Genomic DNA, 17,391 nt, shown 5'->3' on the forward strand with positions numbered 1-17,391 from the left:
CGATAAAGGTGATTAACCAGCAATCACAGGAAGTTCAGCACGGTGCCAAGCTTCAAAACCGCCATCTACGCTATATACCTCTTCAAAGCCTTGGTTCACTAAATATTGTGCTGCACCTTGGCTACTAATACCGTGGTAGCACATCACCAAGATAGGTTGTTCGAACTCAACCTCATCCATGAACGACACCATTGTATCGTTGGTAAGGTGGTAGGCTGTTTTTGAGTGCGCAACCGCAAAAGACTGAGGGTCGCGTATATCGACAAGTCGAGCGTCGCCTTGTTCAATGAGGGCTTGAGCACCTTTAACGTCGATATGTTTAAACTGGTCCATGACTTTCTCTTTTTATACTGATTTACTTTGCTGCCATTATAACCTATCCCAAGGCTAACAATCACATCCACTTAATAAGATTATCCACCATCGATCACTTTTACACCATTTGTGGATAAGTCTGTGAATTGCGTGAATAAAGTGCCTTTTCAAAAATAGATCCACAACATGTAGTAATGATCCTGATCTAGCTGTGGGTTAACTAAAACATATCCCCACTCGAAAAACCCGTTCAAAGCCTTACTACACCCTGCTTTTAGACAGCTGACAAATAAACTTCTCACAGAGTTATCCACAAAATCATTTTGCAAATTTCGATCGCAAAACTTGAGAAATCGATCCAAAACAAAAAGGCCGAGATCTCTCGATCTCGGCCTTTTCAAAGTTCAGTTATTTGCTAGCTACTATTTAGATACCAAATGTTATTAGAAACTAAATGCTATCAGAAATCGCCAACGGCTTGTTTCAGTTTCTTCATCGCATTCTTTTCTAACTGGCGAACACGCTCTGCAGAAATGCTGTAGGTATCCGCTAAGTCTTGCAGTGTTGCCTTGTTGTCGTCTAACCAACGTGAGCGAACAATGTGTTGGCTACGCTCGTCTAAGCTTGCTAGTGCTAGCCCTAGGCGATTGTTGGTGTGTGACTCCCAGTTAGCCGCTTCAACCGTCTCAGCAACGTCTGATGCTTTGTCTTCTAGGTAGTAAACTGGAGCAGTATAAGCAGACCCGCCATCGTCATCGTCCATAGGCGCTTCAAACGTCGCATCTTGTGCCGCTAAGCGAGATTCCATCTCACGAACTTCTGAAGGTTCAACACCCAGTTCACGAGCAACCGTCTCAACTTCACCGTTATTAAACCAACCTAAACGCTTTTTAGACTTACGAAGGTTAAAGAACAGTTTGCGCTGCGCCTTAGTGGTCGCAATTTTAACGATACGCCAGTTACGCAGAACGTATTCATGGATTTCAGCTTTGATCCAGTGAACAGCAAAAGAAACGAGACGAACACCAACTTCTGGATTGAAGCGCTTAACAGCCTTCATCAAGCCGATGTTACCTTCTTGGACGAGATCGGCCATTGGCAGCCCGTAGCCAGAGTAGCCTCTTGCAACGTGCACCACGAATCGTAAGTGAGAAAGGATCAAGCCTTTCGCAGCGTCGATCTCACCTTTGTAATGTAATCGCTCTGCAAGTTCACGTTCCTCTTCAGGCGTCAGCATTGGGTAGCTGTTCGCTGAGCGGATATAGCTATCTAAACTATCTTGTGTGACTAAAGCCATTTGATACGCTTGGTTTGCCATTCGGTTCCTCATCAATCTCTGATCTGGAGTAATATATCTATTAAAACCCAATAATCTTGAACCTAAAATGAACAGGTTTCAAGGAGGGAGAGTAATTATGCATAATCAATTCGTCTATACAAGGCAAAAACTGGTTAAGAAGTGCCTATTTTTCGTCTAAATATGACTCTATTCACCTAAACTGGTTCAATTTCTTTTAGGTGACGCTGTGCAGAAAGCTTCGCAGCCACACTACCAAGCAGAGTTCCGACGATCAAAAGCAGTAAAGATTCATCCCAGCTCAGGCCAATTAAGCGGAAGTGGCTGTCATACAGCTGAGCCAAGTCATCCACTGCGCTGTTCAGTAATACGGTAATCAATGCCGTCATTACCCAAGCGCTAATCGAACCTAGAACACCAAACCACATCCCAGCATAGAGGTATGGGCGAAGAATGTAGCTGTCGGTCGCACCAATCAGCTTCATGGTTTGAATCTCTTCTTTATGCGCCAATACATTAAATCGTAATGTATTGCCGATAATCAAAAATACTGCGCCTAGCATTAATACCGTTAAGGTAATCACGATGACGGCTGCTAGCGCTTTGATAGCATCTAATCTAGCCAACCAATCTTCGTCTAGGCGAACATCGGTGACGAGCTCTTGCTTTTTAACAGTGCCAGCGAGTTCTTTAATTTGAGTATCGCTGTGTACGCTTGGCGTAATCACCAATACACCAGGTAGTGAATAGTCGTCTAGGATAGTTAAGGCATCTTCGAAACCAGAATACTGGCTGAGATCGGCAAGTCCTTGTTGCGGTGAAATGTATTCCACTAGCTCAACTTGTTCCCAACTTTCTATTTCATCCTTAAGCACCATTACTCTGGGCTCTGGGATACCATCCTCTACATAAGCACTAATTTGTGACGGGCTTGTGACATCTTGCGCCACTTCACCCACGTTTTTGCCCAATAGGTACAAACACGCAGGCATCGCCAAAGCCATTGAGATCACAGCAAGGGTCAGCAAATTACCCAGCGGGCGCTGCCACATCTGCGAGAACGATGACTTGGCTTGTTTCCAATGCACAACAAAGAAGCCGTCACTTGAAGCGCGGCTTGCTGCTCGATTAGATTGAGGTTTTTTGATGCGCTTATTAGCGGCCATAGTCTTCAACCTCACTCAAAAAGCCTTGGTTTAATTCAAGATGACGATATTGAGGGCGAGTGTTCACTAACCCGATATCGTGCGTCGCTAGGATGATCGTCACACCGGCACGGTTAAACTCTTCAAACAGTCGCAACACACGGTTAGATAATTCAGGGTCTAGGTTACCCGTTGGCTCATCCGCTAAAAGTAGAGTTGGACGGTTCACCACGGCGCGAGCAATACCCACGCGTTGCTGTTCACCACCAGAAAGTTGGCTTGGTAAACAACGAGCTTTGTCGAGTAAGCCAGTTTTATCCAACGCAGCACTCACTCGGCGCTTTATTTCATTTTCAGAAATAGATTCAATGCGCATAGGCAGAGCAACGTTATCGAAGATCGAGCGATCCATTAGCAGGCGATGGTCTTGAAAAACAATCCCGATATTACGGCGTAAAAACGGGATGTCTTTGGCTGGGATACGTGTGATATCGTGATCGTTGAACCAGACGCGTCCATCGGTTGGACGCTCTATCGCGCAGATCAACTTCAGCAAGGTACTTTTACCAGCACCGGAGTGCCCGCCTAAAAATGCCATCTCTCCACGTTTGAGGTGAAAGTCCACTTTTTGGAGCGCTTGGCGTCCGCCTCGGTAGGCTTTACTCACTTGCTGAAATTTGATCACCGAAAATTCCTCTTACGATCACTAATATCAAATTTAAAACGGTAGCAGGTTAAGGATAAACCACTTGCTACTCGCGTTACTCTTCGCGGCTAAATAGCGCTTCAATAAAGTCTTTTGACTCGAATGGACGTAAGTCGTCAATGCCTTCACCAACACCAATGTAACGAATTGGAATCTGGAACTGGTCTGCAATTGAGAAAATCACACCACCTTTCGCCGTACCATCAAGTTTGGTTAGCGTAATACCCGTTACCGGTGCAACTTCACTGAATAGTTTTGCTTGGCTGATAGCGTTCTGACCTGTACCTGCATCAAGCGTTAGCATGATTTCGTGCGGTGCAGAGTCATCAATCTTCTTCATTACGCGAACAATCTTGCGTAACTCTTCCATTAGGTTGCTCTTGTTCTGCAAACGACCGGCTGTATCGGCAATCACTACGTCAACACCACGTGCTTTCGCCGCTTCAATTGCATCATAGATAACTGACGCACTGTCCGCACCTGTGTGCTGAGCGATAACAGGTACATCGTTACGCTGACCCCAAACCTGAAGTTGTTCAACGGCTGCTGCACGGAAGGTATCACCCGCCGCTAGCATCACTTTCTTGCCTTCGTTTTGGAATTGCTTCGCTAGCTTACCGATAGTGGTTGTCTTACCTACACCGTTCACGCCAACCATTAAGATAACGTAAGGTGTTTTAGTCGTATCAACCACTAATGGCTGTTCCACTTGGCTTAGGATATCCGCCATCTCATCTTTGAGCAGACCATAAAGCACTTCACCGTCTTTTAGGTCATTGCGAGATGCTTTTTCTGTCAGGTTTTCAATGATCTTAACGGTGGTATTCATACCCACATCAGCGATCAGAAGCTGCTCTTCCAGCTCTTCAAACAGGTCTTCATCGATTTGCTTACCTTTGAACAAGCCAAAGAAGCCCGCACCAATGTTTGCTTTAGTGCGGCTTAGGCTGCGCTTAAGACGAGCAAAGAAGCTTTCTGTTGGCTTCTCTTGTACTTCTTCAACTTGAGCTTGAGGGGCAACGACTTCTTCCTGTTCTGCTTCTGCTTCTGCTTCTGCTTCTGCTTCTGCTTCTGCTGGGACAGGTTGCTGTTCTTGTTGAGCCTCTTCAAGCGCTTGCTCTGATTCAGCAAGCTCAGATTCAACTGGCTTAGCTTCAGTTGATTTAATTACTTCATCTTCAGACGCGGCCTGTTCAGCCTCGACTTGTGATTCAACTTCAGTTTGATCTTCAACGCTTTCTACGTTCGCTTCATTCTGAGTTTTTGGGCTTTGTTCTTCTTCACCAAAACCAAGCCACGATAATAATCCGCGCTTCTTTTTTTCCGTCATCAGAGGAGTTTCCTAGATCTACTAATTAGCTGTATTGACTTAATACACGTCGACTCTTTGCTATTGTTATACAATACAAGCTTGTACAAACGAATAGTAAAGAAAAATGACAAAGCAGTGATAAGTTTGCTTTTAGCTTGATACACTTTGTCATTGCAAATTTATTTAATACACGAACCCACTTAAATTGGGCTCGGTATAGTATCACTTTATTAGCGGTCAAAAAATCTATGGTAAGACGTCGCCAGCAAAACACATCACAAAAAAAGCCTTCCGGTGGCTTTGTTCGAATTATTAGTGGTTCATGGAGAGGTAGAAAGCTGCCTGTTCATGATTTAGAAGGCTTACGCCCAACCATTGACCGAGTAAAAGAGACACTCTTTAACTGGGTCGCACAAGATATCCCAAATTCGACCTGCTTAGACGTATTTGCAGGTTCTGGTGGTTTAGGTTTTGAAGCAGCTTCTCGCCAAGCAAAAATGGTGACGCTGCTCGAAATGAATCAAAAGGCCGCCAAGCAGCTTTCTGATAATGCTAAAGAGCTCAAAGCAGACAACATCAATGTGGTAAATACTGATGCTATCTCTTTCCTTAAAAAGCCAGGCACCCCTTACGATATGGTTTTCCTTGATCCTCCATTTCGTAAAGGCTTATTAGCAGAGACAGTAGAACTGCTTGAGAGCAATGGTTGGCTTTCAGATGATGCCATCATTTACGTTGAGACAGAGAAAGAGCTGAAACTCGAAGCGATGCCAGAAAACTGGGAATTACATCGCGATAAGACCACCGGCCAGTCAAGCTACCGACTGTTTAATCGAATCACTGAAGAATAGGAGTTATTGAATGAAGTTCTTGCTTCCACTAGCAAAAGCAGCCATCGCCTTTGTTTGGTTTATCTTAATCGCCAATATTTTCTACCCGTTCCCGGGTAATGCGGCGATTGCGCTTTATATCATGACCGCATTCTTGTTCTTCATGCACGGCCTGCAGATGCTGATTTTTATCGGTGCTTTCGGCGATAAGATCGAGATGTCACGTTGGGAGAAATGGTCAATATTGATTTTCGGAGTCTTTGCCCTACTCGATATCCGTCGTAAGCACATGATGTAATCGAAATAAAAACCAAGTAACAGATACAAAAACGCCGCTCAGTAGAGCGGCGTTTTTTATTGAGTAATGATAGCAAAACTAGCCCATGTAGCCCTTCACACCATCCAAGAACATTTGAGTCGATAGCATAACAAGTAACAATCCCATCAAGCGCTCGATGGCTTTAAGCCCTCTCTCACCCAATACTCGTAGGAAGAAGCCATTAAACATCAGAATGAAGAAGGTGGCGCCCCATGCCAGCATCACAGCGGCTGAAAGCTCTAACATGTTGTCTGGATACTGTGTCGACAGCAGAATCAGTGCAGCAATCACTGACGGACCTGCAATCATAGGGATCGCCATCGGTACAATAAACGGCTCTTCACCAGCCGCAAGGCCAGTAATGCTGCCTGCGCTTGGGAAAATCATCTTAATCGCGATAATAAATAGAATGATACCGCCAGAGATACTCAAAGTTTCAGGCTGCACGTGCAGGAAGTTCATGATGCTTTGGCCCGCAAACAGGAACAACAGCAAGATAACCAATGCGAACATCAGCTCACGAATCAGAACAATACGGCGACGCTTCGGGTCAATATGCTTAAGGATAGAGAGCACGATTGGCAAGTTGCCAAGCGGGTCCATAATAAGAAACAGCATGGTTGCTGCAGATAAGATTTCCATAAGTTTGTCTCGAAAAGCGTAAGTGCGCGGAGTATAGCAGCCTCAACATTGATTTTCGAACGCAGTGGTAAACGGGTTAACTTATGCTTCGAGAGTGGAATGTTATTAGAAGGGAAATTAGCAAAAGCAGATTGAAAAGGTAATGAAAAGAGTGGAGCCGAAACATCGCACCCACTCTCTATTCACGAATAAAACAAGCCACTAAGAATTAGTGATTACACACACGTTCGCGGTTAGTGCAGAGCTTGTCATCGACAACGACAACCTTTTCCATTTTCAAGAAAAACTTCAACAGGCTATCTAAATCCAGACCATTGAGCTTACAAGTATGGAAGCGAGCTTCTTCGCCATAGGCTTGAGCAAGCGCTAATGTTAGCTCTTCGCGAGTCAGTGGCTTTTCACTAAGCAGGTTTAAAACGTTGTGTGCGTGAATTTCAGTCGTCATAAGTCAATCTCATGTTTAATGAATTACTCGTAGAGTACCGAGTTTTAGCAACGCCGTTTTGATGTAGCTCAGGCTTGAGAGAGCTCGACCTTAAATAGTAATAGAGGCGACAATAAGTGCGTGTGCCAGAAAGTAACTGCCCGTTACCCAAAAGTAAGCGCCCTTGATTGGGCTACGGTAACTGTTTAGTGCATAGGCCAAGGCCGAAAGGAGCAACACGCTACAGCCAGCAAAACCGACCGCGTGTGATAGCTGAGGATCCAGCAGCCAAACCTCACCAGAAGCCCATGCTAGCTGAATAAGCACAATGCCCATGATGACCACAGGAAAGACGAGTTTGTCTAAGCGTGGCAACAGTAAAAAGAAAGCAACAACGCAAGCTGCTAATAACAACGCGAACAACCACCAAACCATTTCACCTGATAGTTGTAACCAAAAAGCTTTGCTGTAACAGAGTTGAGCCAATAAGAAGCAGACAAAATGCAGAGGACGTTTTTGAGTGAGTGTATGAAGCACATCTGCGATCGCAGAGATAGCCAACCCCGTGACTATCCAATAGGTAAAGTCAGCCACAACCGACTGAGTTAAAGCAATAGTCGCTAATAATACAAAGGTAAATACCTTATACGATAAAGCCTGACCGATATGTCCATGTTTCGTTCCTGCTATTGCTCCGATACCAGATAAGGAAACCGCTAACCAACTCCACATACCACTTGCCCTATTGCTTTAAATCGTCGCCAGTCTAGGCACACAAGTGTTGATGTAAAGCCTAAGCCTTTCAAAATTGGATCTTGATTACGCTTCCACTAAAAAGAGCCTCTTTCGGTTGAAGCCATGACAATTACGCGGAGATAACGATGATTCGTTTAAAACTAGAGCGATTCTTCGTTAAACCCATCGAAAAGCGCCTTACAGCGCCCAGCTTTTCATTTTGGTCAATTCTAACCTATCTAAACCGCAAGAACCCATCAAAAACAGCCAAAAATTACACTTTAAAATTAGAAAAACCAACATTAAAAGTAAATAAATACATAAACTTAAACATTAAAAATGAAAATTAAAAAGGAATTAAAAACCTCAAACATACCTAGCTTTGTAAAGTAAGCAACTTGCGTTAATTCAGCTCCTGTTTGTCAGGATTTTCCTAGCCCCTTGTCAAATCCGCCACCAAAACCAAGAAAAAAACTCACAAACAAAACCAAATCAGACCTAGAAGCCACCAGACCCCATTAATACAGTTTAACAACCTTTAACAATATAAATCACACATAACAACCATTATAAAACAGAAACTTAAATCAAATAAGAACAAACATGAATCACAACGAACAAAATAAGAACACACCAAAAAACACAGTTAAACAGCCCCAAACAAGCCAATATCCAATAGTTTTCTACCTATTTTAAGGCTTTCGAAAGTAATTCTTGATCTAAAGCTATAAGTAGTGCTATTCTTTAAAACATAGCGAGAGACAACCAAATTTAGGAGTAGTGTTATGATTTCATCTTCGCAAAGACAAGGACTTGTAATGATCGCGGTAGTTGTTGGTCTAATGACACTACCGATGATGTACTAAGCAAGTTACAAATAAAAAAGGGACGCCATGAGCGTCCCTTTTTTTGTTCAAATTTTTCACTTCGAAAACAGATGCAGTGTTAACACATCCCAGTTCGCATAGTAGAAACCCGCTGCGGCTAAAGTCATTGCCATCATCAATAAGATCGCAACACGCCAGATAAAACGACCGCTTCGTGGAGTCAGCTCCTTCTCACAATCGTTACACATCATGATGAATTTATGCTGGTCTTCCAACTGAGCGTCATGCTCATTCACTACCTTGTTACGACACGTTGCGATATAACGCAGCTTGCTTACCATATCGTGCGGTAGCCTTTCTTCACAGCTTGTCACAAGCTCGTGCAATCCTTCGCCTTCAGCGTGATATTGAAGTCTCAATAATTTTTCTATATTGCGAGTTCTTGTCACCACTTTTTCAATGTCGGTCATCTTGGCCTCCCACTCCACACTATAATTCTAGTCGAGCATTTCCTTATTCTTATACAAAATCATCGCTATTTACGTGAGAAAGAGACAATAAATAACAATGCTTTATCCCAAACTGGCCATTAAATGTGATATCAGCCGAAAAATAATCAGCTTTGCTTACAGCAGTTCACGAATAGCGGCTTTAAACACATATCCCTATTGCCCGAAAGACTAGAATAACCATCACGACTACATGGAGGTTATATGCCTAACTCACTCTTTTTTGCCATCTTTGCACTCGCAGGTCTAGCGGCCTGGGGTTTTCTTGTTTTTTATCGAAAACATATGCAAGGCGAGAACGCACCAGAAAAGAAAGTGAACGTGACGGTATTAGATAAACAGTCCATCGACCTTCCTGACGCAGAACCCGGTCAAGAAGATCAAGAATACTGGATTTACGTTCAACGCGGTATGGTTGGTCCGAAACGAGAATTCCAAGTCGGAATCCACTATTTCCACGCACTTAATCCTGGTGATAAAGGAACCTTAACCTACCAAGGCGACAAGTTCTTACACTTTGCGTTGAAGCGCTAATCGTAAGCCGCTTCAACGATTCATCAAAAGCGACCATCAGCGATAATAACTAATGGCCTTAGTGTTGACGACTAAGGCAATAACCAGCGCGTTTTCTCAGACTTAGATACCATCCAGCTCATCCACAGCGCGCCAGCACCACTGATCACAATCCACAATGGGATAACCCACGCAGGGTGCCCTTGGTACCAACCGAACTCTTTCATTGGCCACAAGAAGATAGGATGCAGCAGGTAGATACCTAAGCTGTGCTTACTGATAAAGCCAACCACTTGGTTACCTTTCTCAGATAATCCTTCTCCGTAGTAACGACACAGCATAAACACCATGCTAGCGGCTAATACGGTATTCAGCGTCTTGTATGATAACCAACGGCCAACCGTGTACTCCTCGGCGATTAGACTCGCATCAACCACCATATAGACTGTAGTTAACAACGCCAGTGCACCGAGTCCCGCACTCACCCCAACAGTGAACTTGTTAAGCGGCACCTTCTTGTACAACAGGTAACCCAGTGGCAAGTAGCCAGTGTAAAGCCATAACTCATGGCTCCATGGGCCATCGATTCTTAGTAAGAACAGCAACGTTGTGAACAGCCACACCGCTGTGAAGCCATAGACTGCTTTGTTGCCATACTTTCTGACCATAATCTGTAAGAAAGGAATCACAAAGTAGAGCGGTATAAAGTAATAGAAGAAACCAAGGTGGTAGTAGGTGTAGTGATGATAGCTATTGAGCAACACATCCCAACTGACGTCAGCATCAAAGCCCATCGCAGACCAACCCGATAGGTAGGTATAGAAAAGCGACCAGACGATGAAAGGTATCAATACCTTGCCCAGACGTCGCTTGAGGTAGTATTTAGCATCAAATGGGCGCTGATCGCTTAGCATCAAGGCGCCGGTTATCAGTATAAAGACAGGCACCGCCCAACGGCTGAAGCCATTGACGGTGATTGCTGTTAACCATTCGCCGAAAGGAATCGTTCCTAGTTCGTTGCGATAAGGCGCCAAAACATGAATCGCGATAACCGCTACGGCCGCGACACATCGTGCTAAATCAAAAAAGAGAATTCGCTGCTTCATGTAAATGCCTGATTAATATTCAATCATTCTACTATAGCAATAAAAAAGCTGACCGGAATAAATACCAAGTCAGCTTATTGTTAAAGGAGAAGCATATCGCGAATTAATCTTAAACGAATGAGCAGTTGCAACTTTCGCTCTTACGAATAAGGCCTATGCGGCAGATGTTTGCGGCACCTTAGGTAAACGCAGAGAGATCACCGTCGTTATCGCTAAGAATGCGAACGATACCCACAAACACGCAGACAAGCCGCCCATTTGGAATACTAAGCCTGACAAGATTGTGCCAATCAAGCGGCCCATTGCATTCGCCATATAGTAGAAGCCAACATCAAGCGATACCCCATCGCCTTTCGCGTAACTCACAATCAGGTATGAGTGAAGTGATGAGTTCACCGCGAAGATGGCACCAAACACCATCAAACCACCAATGATCACTAACTCTGGTTGCCAACCTATTTGCACCGCATAAGCGATAGCACCTGTAACGATAGCCAGAGCACCCGCCCATAATAACGCTGCATGACCGTCTGGAACCTTGCCTTGTGCCTTACCCGTAATCTTAGGTGCAATGCCCTGTACGAAGCCGTAAGCGATGGTCCAAGCCGCTAGGAAGCCACCAACCCATGAATGGTCCCAACCAAATACGCTGCCCAGATAGATTGGCAGAGCAATCACAAACCACACGTCACGAGCACCAAACAGGAACATACGCGCCGCAGACAGGATGTTGATGGATTCAGATTTAGAGAAGATCTGTTTGAACTTAGGCTTGGTCTTCGCCTTACCCATGTCCGCTTCTAAGCTCAGCACACTGCCAATGAAGACCAAAGTCAACACAGAAGCCATCGCAAGCACTGCATATTGGAAGCCAATCGTCGAAAGCAACAAGCCGCCAATAAAGAAGCCTGCACCTTTCAGGGCATTCTTCGAGCCTGTCAGAATCGCAATCCACTTATACAACGCACCTTGCTGTTCATCCGGTACCAAGGTTTTGATAGAGCTCTTGGCACTCATCTTATTGAGGTCTTTGGCGATACCAGACAGTGCCTGCGCCGCCATCACCCAAGGAATAGTCAACATGGCCGATGGCAATGCGAGCATGCCCAAGGCAAAGACTTGCATCCCTAAGCCGATGTTCATGGTCTTATTGAGACCAAGACGCGCGCCCAACCAACCACCGATTAGGTTAGTCACCACACCAAAGAATTCATAAAAAAGGAACAGTGAGGCGATCTCTAACGAACTGTAGCCAAGGTCGTAAAAATACAGGACCACCAGCATACGAAGTGCACCATCAGTAATGGTGAAATTCCAGTAGTTGAAAGTCACCAACATGTATTGGCGAACGCTCTTACTTAGATTTGAAAACATAACGCTATCTCTGCAATCTAAACAAAAAGAGCTTTTGGATCATGATAAGTTCAACACTCCAGATACCAAAAGCTCCTTGTATAACAACGATAGCTTATTAGCTGTTCGCTACGCCATTAATATACTCAACCTGAATAGGTTTAGTAAAAGCACCTGGACGAAGCGCCTGAACTTCTTGAACGATCTTGTCGAGGTCCCAGCCTTTTTCTAACAGCAGATGAGCCGCAAATAAACCGGTACGACCCGAGCCGCCCATGCAGTGCATTGCTACCTTAGCGCCACTATCAACGATTTTGTGTAGCGCAGGGCTCGCTGCTTGCCATTTAGCAGCAAAATCAGCACCTGGTGCACAATCGTCTTCGATTTCGATTTGGAACCACTGCATGCCTAGTGCTTGCGCTTTCTCACCTAGCTCAGAAACATTCTTGCTCGCCAGTTCTTCACTGTCTAAAGCCGTCACAATCGCTTCTACGCCTTGCTCTTTAAGTTGGGCTAGAGATGCATCTAGGTCAGCTTCTTTGGTGCCTGGGCACGGAGTAAGCACTAACGCACCAGTTTCTAAATCTAGTTGCCATGTTGGATGTGTCATTATGTATTCTCTTAAATTCTTATAGAACCAATACTCAAAATAATTGGAGTTGCAGCTAGGCAACAAGTAAGTTCAGCCCTATGAGCATAGAGGCTCTATGTGATTAGGGTGAACTTACGCAGTTAACAACGCTGCAGCTTCAAGTATGAAGAGTATTATGCAAGGCCAACTGTACGAACAAGCTCTGCTGTACGTGTCGCGTAGCCCATCTCGTTGTCGTACCAAGCGTAGATCTTAACCATGCGCTTACCAACCAACATGGTAGACAGTGCATCTACGATTGTAGAGCGTTGGTCGCCTTTGTAATCGATAGAAACCAGTGGACGCTCTTCAAAGCCAAGAATACCTTTCAGTTCGTTCTCAGACGCCTCTTTCAGCATCGCGTTAACTTCTTCTGCTGTTGTATCTTGCTTCACTTCGAAGATGATGTCAGTCAGAGAAGCGTTCGCTAGTGGTACACGAACCGCGTGGCCGTTGATGCGGTTTTCTAGCTCAGGGAAGATCTCAACAATCGCCTTAGCAGAACCTGTCGTGGTAGGGATTAAGCTCATGCCACATGCACGTGCACGACGTAAGTCTTTGTGTGGCGCATCTAGGATAGTCTGAGTGTTAGTTAGATCGTGAATCGTCGTAAATGACGCGTTCTCGATACCTAGCTTATCGTTGATTACCTTAACCACAGGAGCGATACAGTTAGTTGTACAAGACGCTGCAGTCACAATCTTATGTACTGCTGGGTCGAAGATGTTGTCGTTAACACCAACAACGATGTTTGCGATGCCTTCTTCTTTAACAGGTGCAGAAACCACAACGCGCTTCACGCCTTGCTCTAGGTATTTGTTTAGGAAAGAAGTCTTACGGTGAACGCCTGTCGCTTCGACAACCACATCACAGCCAGACCAATCGATCGCATCGATGTCGCGCTCTTTGGTGGTTTTGATGCGTTGACCGTTGATGATCATCTCATCGCCTTCAGTTGTTACTTCATGGTTCCAGCGACCTTGAACTGAATCGAACTCTAGAAGGTGTGCAAGCGTTGCTGTATCGCCAGCTACATCGTTAATCTGTACAAACTCTAGCTCTTCCCAATCGAAAGCTGCGCGAAGTGCTAGACGGCCGATACGGCCAAAACCATTAATACCTACTTTAACTGTCATTATGTGTTCTCTCAGTCAGTGGTGAATCTAAAAATATTCGATCAAACGCAACATTGAGGGCGTGAAGTCATCGCTTCTAGGCGCTCAATGTCTTGTTGGTATTCAGTTTTCAAACAGTTCGATGCGATAAGGTCATCAATTAACTTTAGCATCCAACCCGGTAAATCATTAGCAAGGCGATAGAACACCCATTGCCCTTGGCGAACGTCAGTCAAAATGCCGTTTGAACGCAGCTGCGCAAGGTGGCGCGATACCTTTGGCTGACTTTCTTGTAATGCCTGAGTCAACTCACCAACTGAAAGGCACTCTTGGCGCACAATCAACATTAAGCAACGCACTCGCGTTTCGTCAGACAGTAATTTAAAAAATTGGTGAGGAAGCATAACTACATACTCATATATGGATATGCGTATATATTAGTTATAAAAAAACGCACGTCAAGGCGTGCGTTTTAAATATCATAAAAGTTTAATAAAGCAACACTACAGCTTGTTGGTCACGGTGTGACTCCAGCGACGCGCTTCTGTGAGTTCAGTTTTCACCTGTTCCACACTAAGCCCTAAGTCAGCGCAGTGCTCATCAATCTGCTGCCAATCCGCATGCTCAAAACTCTCTTCAAGGGCAAGCAAGGTACCGTAAGGGCCTTCCCTGCGTAATAGAGCAACCTTGATACTTTTACATAGCGGCAACTGCTCGACTAAGTTCTCTAACGACAGGTCGAGCAGTGCATCAAGTAGCGAGAACAAACCGATCATAAAGGCTTGCTCAGTGTGCCCTTCAAACACTTGATAGCGAGACATACGCTGACAAAATTGCGCACGCTGTAGAGACAATCCATACAGCTCTTTCGGCTTTTTATCGGACACATAAGAGGCGACGGCTAACGAGACAAACATTTTCAGTTTCTCTTGCCCTAGATATACCAAAGCCTGACGAAAAGAAGAGATGGTCACTTCAAGGCGCGGCGACATAGTATTCACAAACCGCAACAGCTTATATGAGAGCGCCACATCTTTCGCAACAATGCTTTCCACCCGCTGAAAGTCCACATCGGGCTTACACACCTCTTGGAACAGCTCCATAGCAATCACTTGCTCAGGGCTAATGTACTTACTCTTGATGATCTCCGGCTTATTGAAGAAGTAACCTTGGAAAAACTTAAAGCCAGCCTCTTTGGCTTGCTGGAATTCTTGCTCGGTCTCAACACGCTCCGCCAAAAAGCTAAACTTCTTCCCTTGATGCGCCCTAACTAAATCACACGCTTCATCCAAACCCATCTGCATGATATCGAGCTTTACGATATGCGTGTATTTAAGGAAACGTTCCCATTCTGGGGTCGAAGTAAAATCATCTAAGGCGATCATATAACCCGCTTGGTAAAGGTCTTTAACGGCTTCTAATAACTCATCGGTCGGTTGGCAGGTTTCAAGGATCTCAACGACCACCTTGTCTTTCGGCAAGCTCAAAGGCAGCCGACGAATCAGGCTTTGATAAGGGAAGTTAATAAAGCAGCGTGAAGATGGGATCGAAGGGTTAAGCCCGACCGACAAGAAGTTCTCAACAATCAGGCGATACGTTGCTCTGTTAGACTCAATATGCGCTGGATAAGCATTCCTTTCTCCGTCGCGAAACAACAGCTCATAACCAAGCGTGTTCTTGTTACGATTTAAGATAGGTTGTCGAGCAACGTACGTAGCGGTCATTTATTGATAACTCTAATTGGTTTAACTATAACTCTATTGCTTTCACTAAGCTTTGGCGGCAGCCAGCAACGCGCCGCAGCCCATGAACATACCACCAAATATCTTATTTATCTTACCCATTATACGATCTGAGCGGATAAAGCGTCCCATTTGCGAAGCTAATGAGGTGTAACCCAACATAACAACGCTATCAATGAATACAGTTGTCACGCCTAGCACTAACAGTTGCGGTGCTTGCGGCTGTGTCGGGTCGATAAACTGAGGAAACAGAGCCACCAAAAACACGATAGATTTTGGGTTGGTCAGGTTGATAAGCACAGCATTTCTCAGCAGTTTGCCACTCGATAGCGTTGAGCTCTCTTCAGAAGCCACTAAGCTAGAGTTGTCGCGCCACTTTTGGATGCCCAACCAAAGTAGATACACCACGCCCACCCATTTGATAATCGTGAACGCCAATGCAGATTGAGCCACTAATGCACCAATGCCCGCTCCCACCAGCATAATGTGAAATGCAAGGCCTAGTTGTAAGCCTGCGATCGATGCGAGTGACTTCTTAGTGCCATAGCTTAGGCCATTACTGATTGAGTTAACGGTACCTGAGCCCGGAGCCAAACTAAACAAAATCGCCGTGACGACATAAGCAAGCCAAACATGAGTATCCATTTGCATTTCCTTACTAGTTCTTTAATCTAACAACATTAGTAGCGATAAAGCTCTCACATGCACCAGTTCAGGTAGTTTCCCATGGAAAACCACAGCGCCGCCCCGTTTTCGTACACGCAAGAACCTCAGTTCGAGCAAGCGATTAAACACCCGATCCCCACTCTTTGGCAACAAAGAAAAGAGGGGTATTTAACATCGTCTGGTAAAAAGAAACTGTACTGGTGCAGCCTCACCTCAGAGAAGCACAGCAAAGCCATTGTGATTTCAAATGGCCGTATTGAATGCTGCCAAAAATACCAAGAACTCTTTTATGATTTTTATCAACAAGGCTATGACGTTTATTCATTTGACCATCAAGGTCAAGGCCAGTCGGAACGTATGGTAGCAGACTCTGACATTGGTCACATTCATGAGTTTGATGATTATGCATCTGATATGTCTGACATAATTACCAGTTTTGACTTAAGTAAATATACCGAGCGTTATCTTCTTGCACATTCAATGGGCAGTACCATCGCGACTCGCTACCTACAGACTCATCCGGATCACCCGTTTGATAAGGTAACCCTATGTGCACCTATGTTTGGCATCAACACTGAATGGTATCTAAAACCTATCGCGATGGTTGTTGGACAAGTGCTTACCGCGTATCACGCCAAACCAACTTATGCGCCAGGCCAACAAGCGTATTACTCGAAGCCTTTCGAAAACAACTTACTGAGCCACAGCCAGGTTCGCTATCAGTGGTTCCGCCGTTTGTATGACGAGTCACCCTCTTTGCAGGTAGGCGGACCGAGCACGCGCTGGGTGTGGCAAGGGTTAGTGGCAGCCAAGCAAGCCATCCAACAAACTCGTCAGATCAAAATCCCACTGCTTTTGATTCAAGCTGGGGAAGAGAAGATTGTGAGTAACGATGCTCAAGTGAAGTTCATCAACAAGCTGAAGAAAACCAACTCGGATTGCCAGTTTAAGGTCATCGAAGGTTCTAGGCATGAGGTGTTGTTTGAGAAGGATGAGTATCGCAATCCAACCTTGGATGCCATTACTCAGTTTTTTGCTTAGCGTTAGCGTGGTAACAAGAAAAGTAACGGACAAAAGAGAGAGGCGCTAAAGAGGAAGAGAAGTAAGTGAGCTTTGCCCTCTTTTCTTGCGTGAATTTGGCATACAATTTCTAGATAGAGATATTGTATTTCAAAGGGCGCTAGCATTAGCTGGTGTCGATATT

General features: G+C 44.9%; 20 protein-coding genes. 4 read left to right on the forward strand and 16 right to left on the reverse strand.

The genetic code is table 11. The annotated features are described in order from the left end of the window. Window positions 1-12: 12 nt before the first annotated feature. The 5 genes from glpE to ftsY form a co-directional block, all read right to left on the reverse strand. The gene (gene glpE / locus L1D22_RS20520) at window positions 13-333 is read right to left on the reverse strand and encodes a thiosulfate sulfurtransferase GlpE (protein ID WP_076651411.1); all 321 of its coding nucleotides are present in this window, start codon (window positions 331-333) and stop codon (window positions 13-15) included. Between the two features lie 442 nt (window positions 334-775). Next, window positions 776-1,633, reverse strand: coding sequence for an RNA polymerase sigma factor RpoH (gene rpoH / locus L1D22_RS20525; RefSeq protein WP_123302226.1), 858 nt, complete (start codon window positions 1,631-1,633; stop codon window positions 776-778). Window positions 1,634-1,809: 176 nt separating this feature from the next. After that, a complete protein-coding gene (gene ftsX, locus L1D22_RS20530) occupies window positions 1,810-2,778 on the reverse strand; it encodes a permease-like cell division protein FtsX (protein WP_137002207.1) in 969 nt (322 codons plus the stop codon). Next, the gene (gene ftsE, locus L1D22_RS20535; protein WP_004740528.1) at window positions 2,768-3,442 is read right to left on the reverse strand and encodes a cell division ATP-binding protein FtsE; all 675 of its coding nucleotides are present in this window, start codon (window positions 3,440-3,442) and stop codon (window positions 2,768-2,770) included. The genes ftsX and ftsE overlap by 11 nt, the downstream gene beginning before the upstream one ends. Window positions 3,443-3,518: 76 nt before the next feature. Then, a complete protein-coding gene (gene ftsY, locus L1D22_RS20540) occupies window positions 3,519-4,793 on the reverse strand; it encodes a signal recognition particle-docking protein FtsY (protein WP_239831053.1) in 1,275 nt (424 codons plus the stop codon). A gap of 230 nt (window positions 4,794-5,023) precedes the next feature. Here ftsY and rsmD point away from each other — a divergent pair, with 230 nt between their 5' ends. Both rsmD and L1D22_RS20550 read left to right on the forward strand, forming a co-directional pair. After that, entirely contained in the window at window positions 5,024-5,626 is a 603-nt protein-coding gene (rsmD, locus tag L1D22_RS20545; RefSeq protein ID WP_239831054.1) for a 16S rRNA (guanine(966)-N(2))-methyltransferase RsmD, read from the forward strand. A gap of 10 nt (window positions 5,627-5,636) precedes the next feature. Further along, window positions 5,637-5,903 (forward strand): DUF1145 domain-containing protein, encoded by a 267-nt coding sequence (locus tag L1D22_RS20550; protein WP_009848233.1) that lies wholly within the window; start codon window positions 5,637-5,639, stop codon window positions 5,901-5,903. Between the two features lie 78 nt (window positions 5,904-5,981). Here the strand turns inward: L1D22_RS20550 and L1D22_RS20555 are convergent, their stop codons facing one another. From L1D22_RS20555 to L1D22_RS20570, 4 genes are all read right to left on the reverse strand, one after another. Continuing rightward, a complete protein-coding gene (locus L1D22_RS20555) occupies window positions 5,982-6,566 on the reverse strand; it encodes a YhgN family NAAT transporter (RefSeq protein ID WP_239831055.1) in 585 nt (194 codons plus the stop codon). A gap of 208 nt (window positions 6,567-6,774) precedes the next feature. After that, window positions 6,775-7,011 carry a YecH family metal-binding protein gene (locus L1D22_RS20560; RefSeq protein ID WP_239831056.1) on the reverse strand — a complete coding sequence of 79 codons (237 nt, stop codon included), beginning with the start codon at window positions 7,009-7,011 and terminating at the stop codon, window positions 6,775-6,777. A 90-nt stretch (window positions 7,012-7,101) separates the two neighbouring features. Continuing rightward, complete coding sequence (locus L1D22_RS20565) at window positions 7,102-7,722, reverse strand: lysoplasmalogenase (protein ID WP_239831057.1); 621 nt, start codon at window positions 7,720-7,722, stop codon at window positions 7,102-7,104. A gap of 925 nt (window positions 7,723-8,647) precedes the next feature. Next, window positions 8,648-9,022: a hypothetical protein gene (locus tag L1D22_RS20570; RefSeq protein WP_017633159.1), complete on the reverse strand. Its 375-nt coding sequence runs from the start codon at window positions 9,020-9,022 to the stop codon at window positions 8,648-8,650. Between the two features lie 243 nt (window positions 9,023-9,265). Here L1D22_RS20570 and L1D22_RS20575 point away from each other — a divergent pair, with 243 nt between their 5' ends. Then, window positions 9,266-9,595, forward strand: coding sequence for a DUF2500 domain-containing protein (locus L1D22_RS20575; RefSeq protein ID WP_132764908.1), 330 nt, complete (start codon window positions 9,266-9,268; stop codon window positions 9,593-9,595). Between the two features lie 71 nt (window positions 9,596-9,666). Here the strand turns inward: L1D22_RS20575 and L1D22_RS20580 are convergent, their stop codons facing one another. The 7 genes from L1D22_RS20580 to rhtB all read right to left on the reverse strand — a co-directional run bounded on the left by L1D22_RS20580 (window position 9,667) and on the right by rhtB (window position 16,166). Then, on the reverse strand, window positions 9,667-10,680 hold the full coding sequence (locus L1D22_RS20580) for an acyltransferase (RefSeq protein ID WP_239831059.1): 1,014 nt from the start codon (window positions 10,678-10,680) through the stop codon (window positions 9,667-9,669). Between the two features lie 153 nt (window positions 10,681-10,833). After that, window positions 10,834-12,054 (reverse strand): organoarsenical effux MFS transporter ArsJ, encoded by a 1,221-nt coding sequence (gene arsJ, locus L1D22_RS20585; protein WP_239831060.1) that lies wholly within the window; start codon window positions 12,052-12,054, stop codon window positions 10,834-10,836. A gap of 97 nt (window positions 12,055-12,151) precedes the next feature. Beyond that, window positions 12,152-12,643, reverse strand: coding sequence for a cyclin-dependent kinase inhibitor 3 family protein (locus tag L1D22_RS20590; RefSeq protein ID WP_239831061.1), 492 nt, complete (start codon window positions 12,641-12,643; stop codon window positions 12,152-12,154). A 155-nt stretch (window positions 12,644-12,798) separates the two neighbouring features. After that, entirely contained in the window at window positions 12,799-13,800 is a 1,002-nt protein-coding gene (locus tag L1D22_RS20595; RefSeq protein ID WP_239831062.1) for an ArsJ-associated glyceraldehyde-3-phosphate dehydrogenase, read from the reverse strand. 41 nt (window positions 13,801-13,841) lie between these two features. Further along, window positions 13,842-14,183: a metalloregulator ArsR/SmtB family transcription factor gene (locus L1D22_RS20600; protein WP_004740493.1), complete on the reverse strand. Its 342-nt coding sequence runs from the start codon at window positions 14,181-14,183 to the stop codon at window positions 13,842-13,844. Between the two features lie 99 nt (window positions 14,184-14,282). Continuing rightward, entirely contained in the window at window positions 14,283-15,503 is a 1,221-nt protein-coding gene (locus L1D22_RS20605) for an EAL and HDOD domain-containing protein (protein ID WP_239831063.1), read from the reverse strand. A 45-nt stretch (window positions 15,504-15,548) separates the two neighbouring features. Then, window positions 15,549-16,166 carry a homoserine/homoserine lactone efflux protein gene (gene rhtB / locus L1D22_RS20610; protein ID WP_123312060.1) on the reverse strand — a complete coding sequence of 206 codons (618 nt, stop codon included), beginning with the start codon at window positions 16,164-16,166 and terminating at the stop codon, window positions 15,549-15,551. Between the two features lie 81 nt (window positions 16,167-16,247). On the opposite strand from rhtB, the gene L1D22_RS20615 reads away from it, so the two are divergent. After that, window positions 16,248-17,228: an alpha/beta fold hydrolase gene (locus L1D22_RS20615; protein ID WP_239831064.1), complete on the forward strand. Its 981-nt coding sequence runs from the start codon at window positions 16,248-16,250 to the stop codon at window positions 17,226-17,228. Window positions 17,229-17,391 lie beyond the last annotated feature (163 nt).

The sequence above is a fragment of the Vibrio sp. Isolate34 genome, from assembly GCF_022397915.1.
Taxonomy (GTDB): domain Bacteria; phylum Pseudomonadota; class Gammaproteobacteria; order Enterobacterales; family Vibrionaceae; genus Vibrio.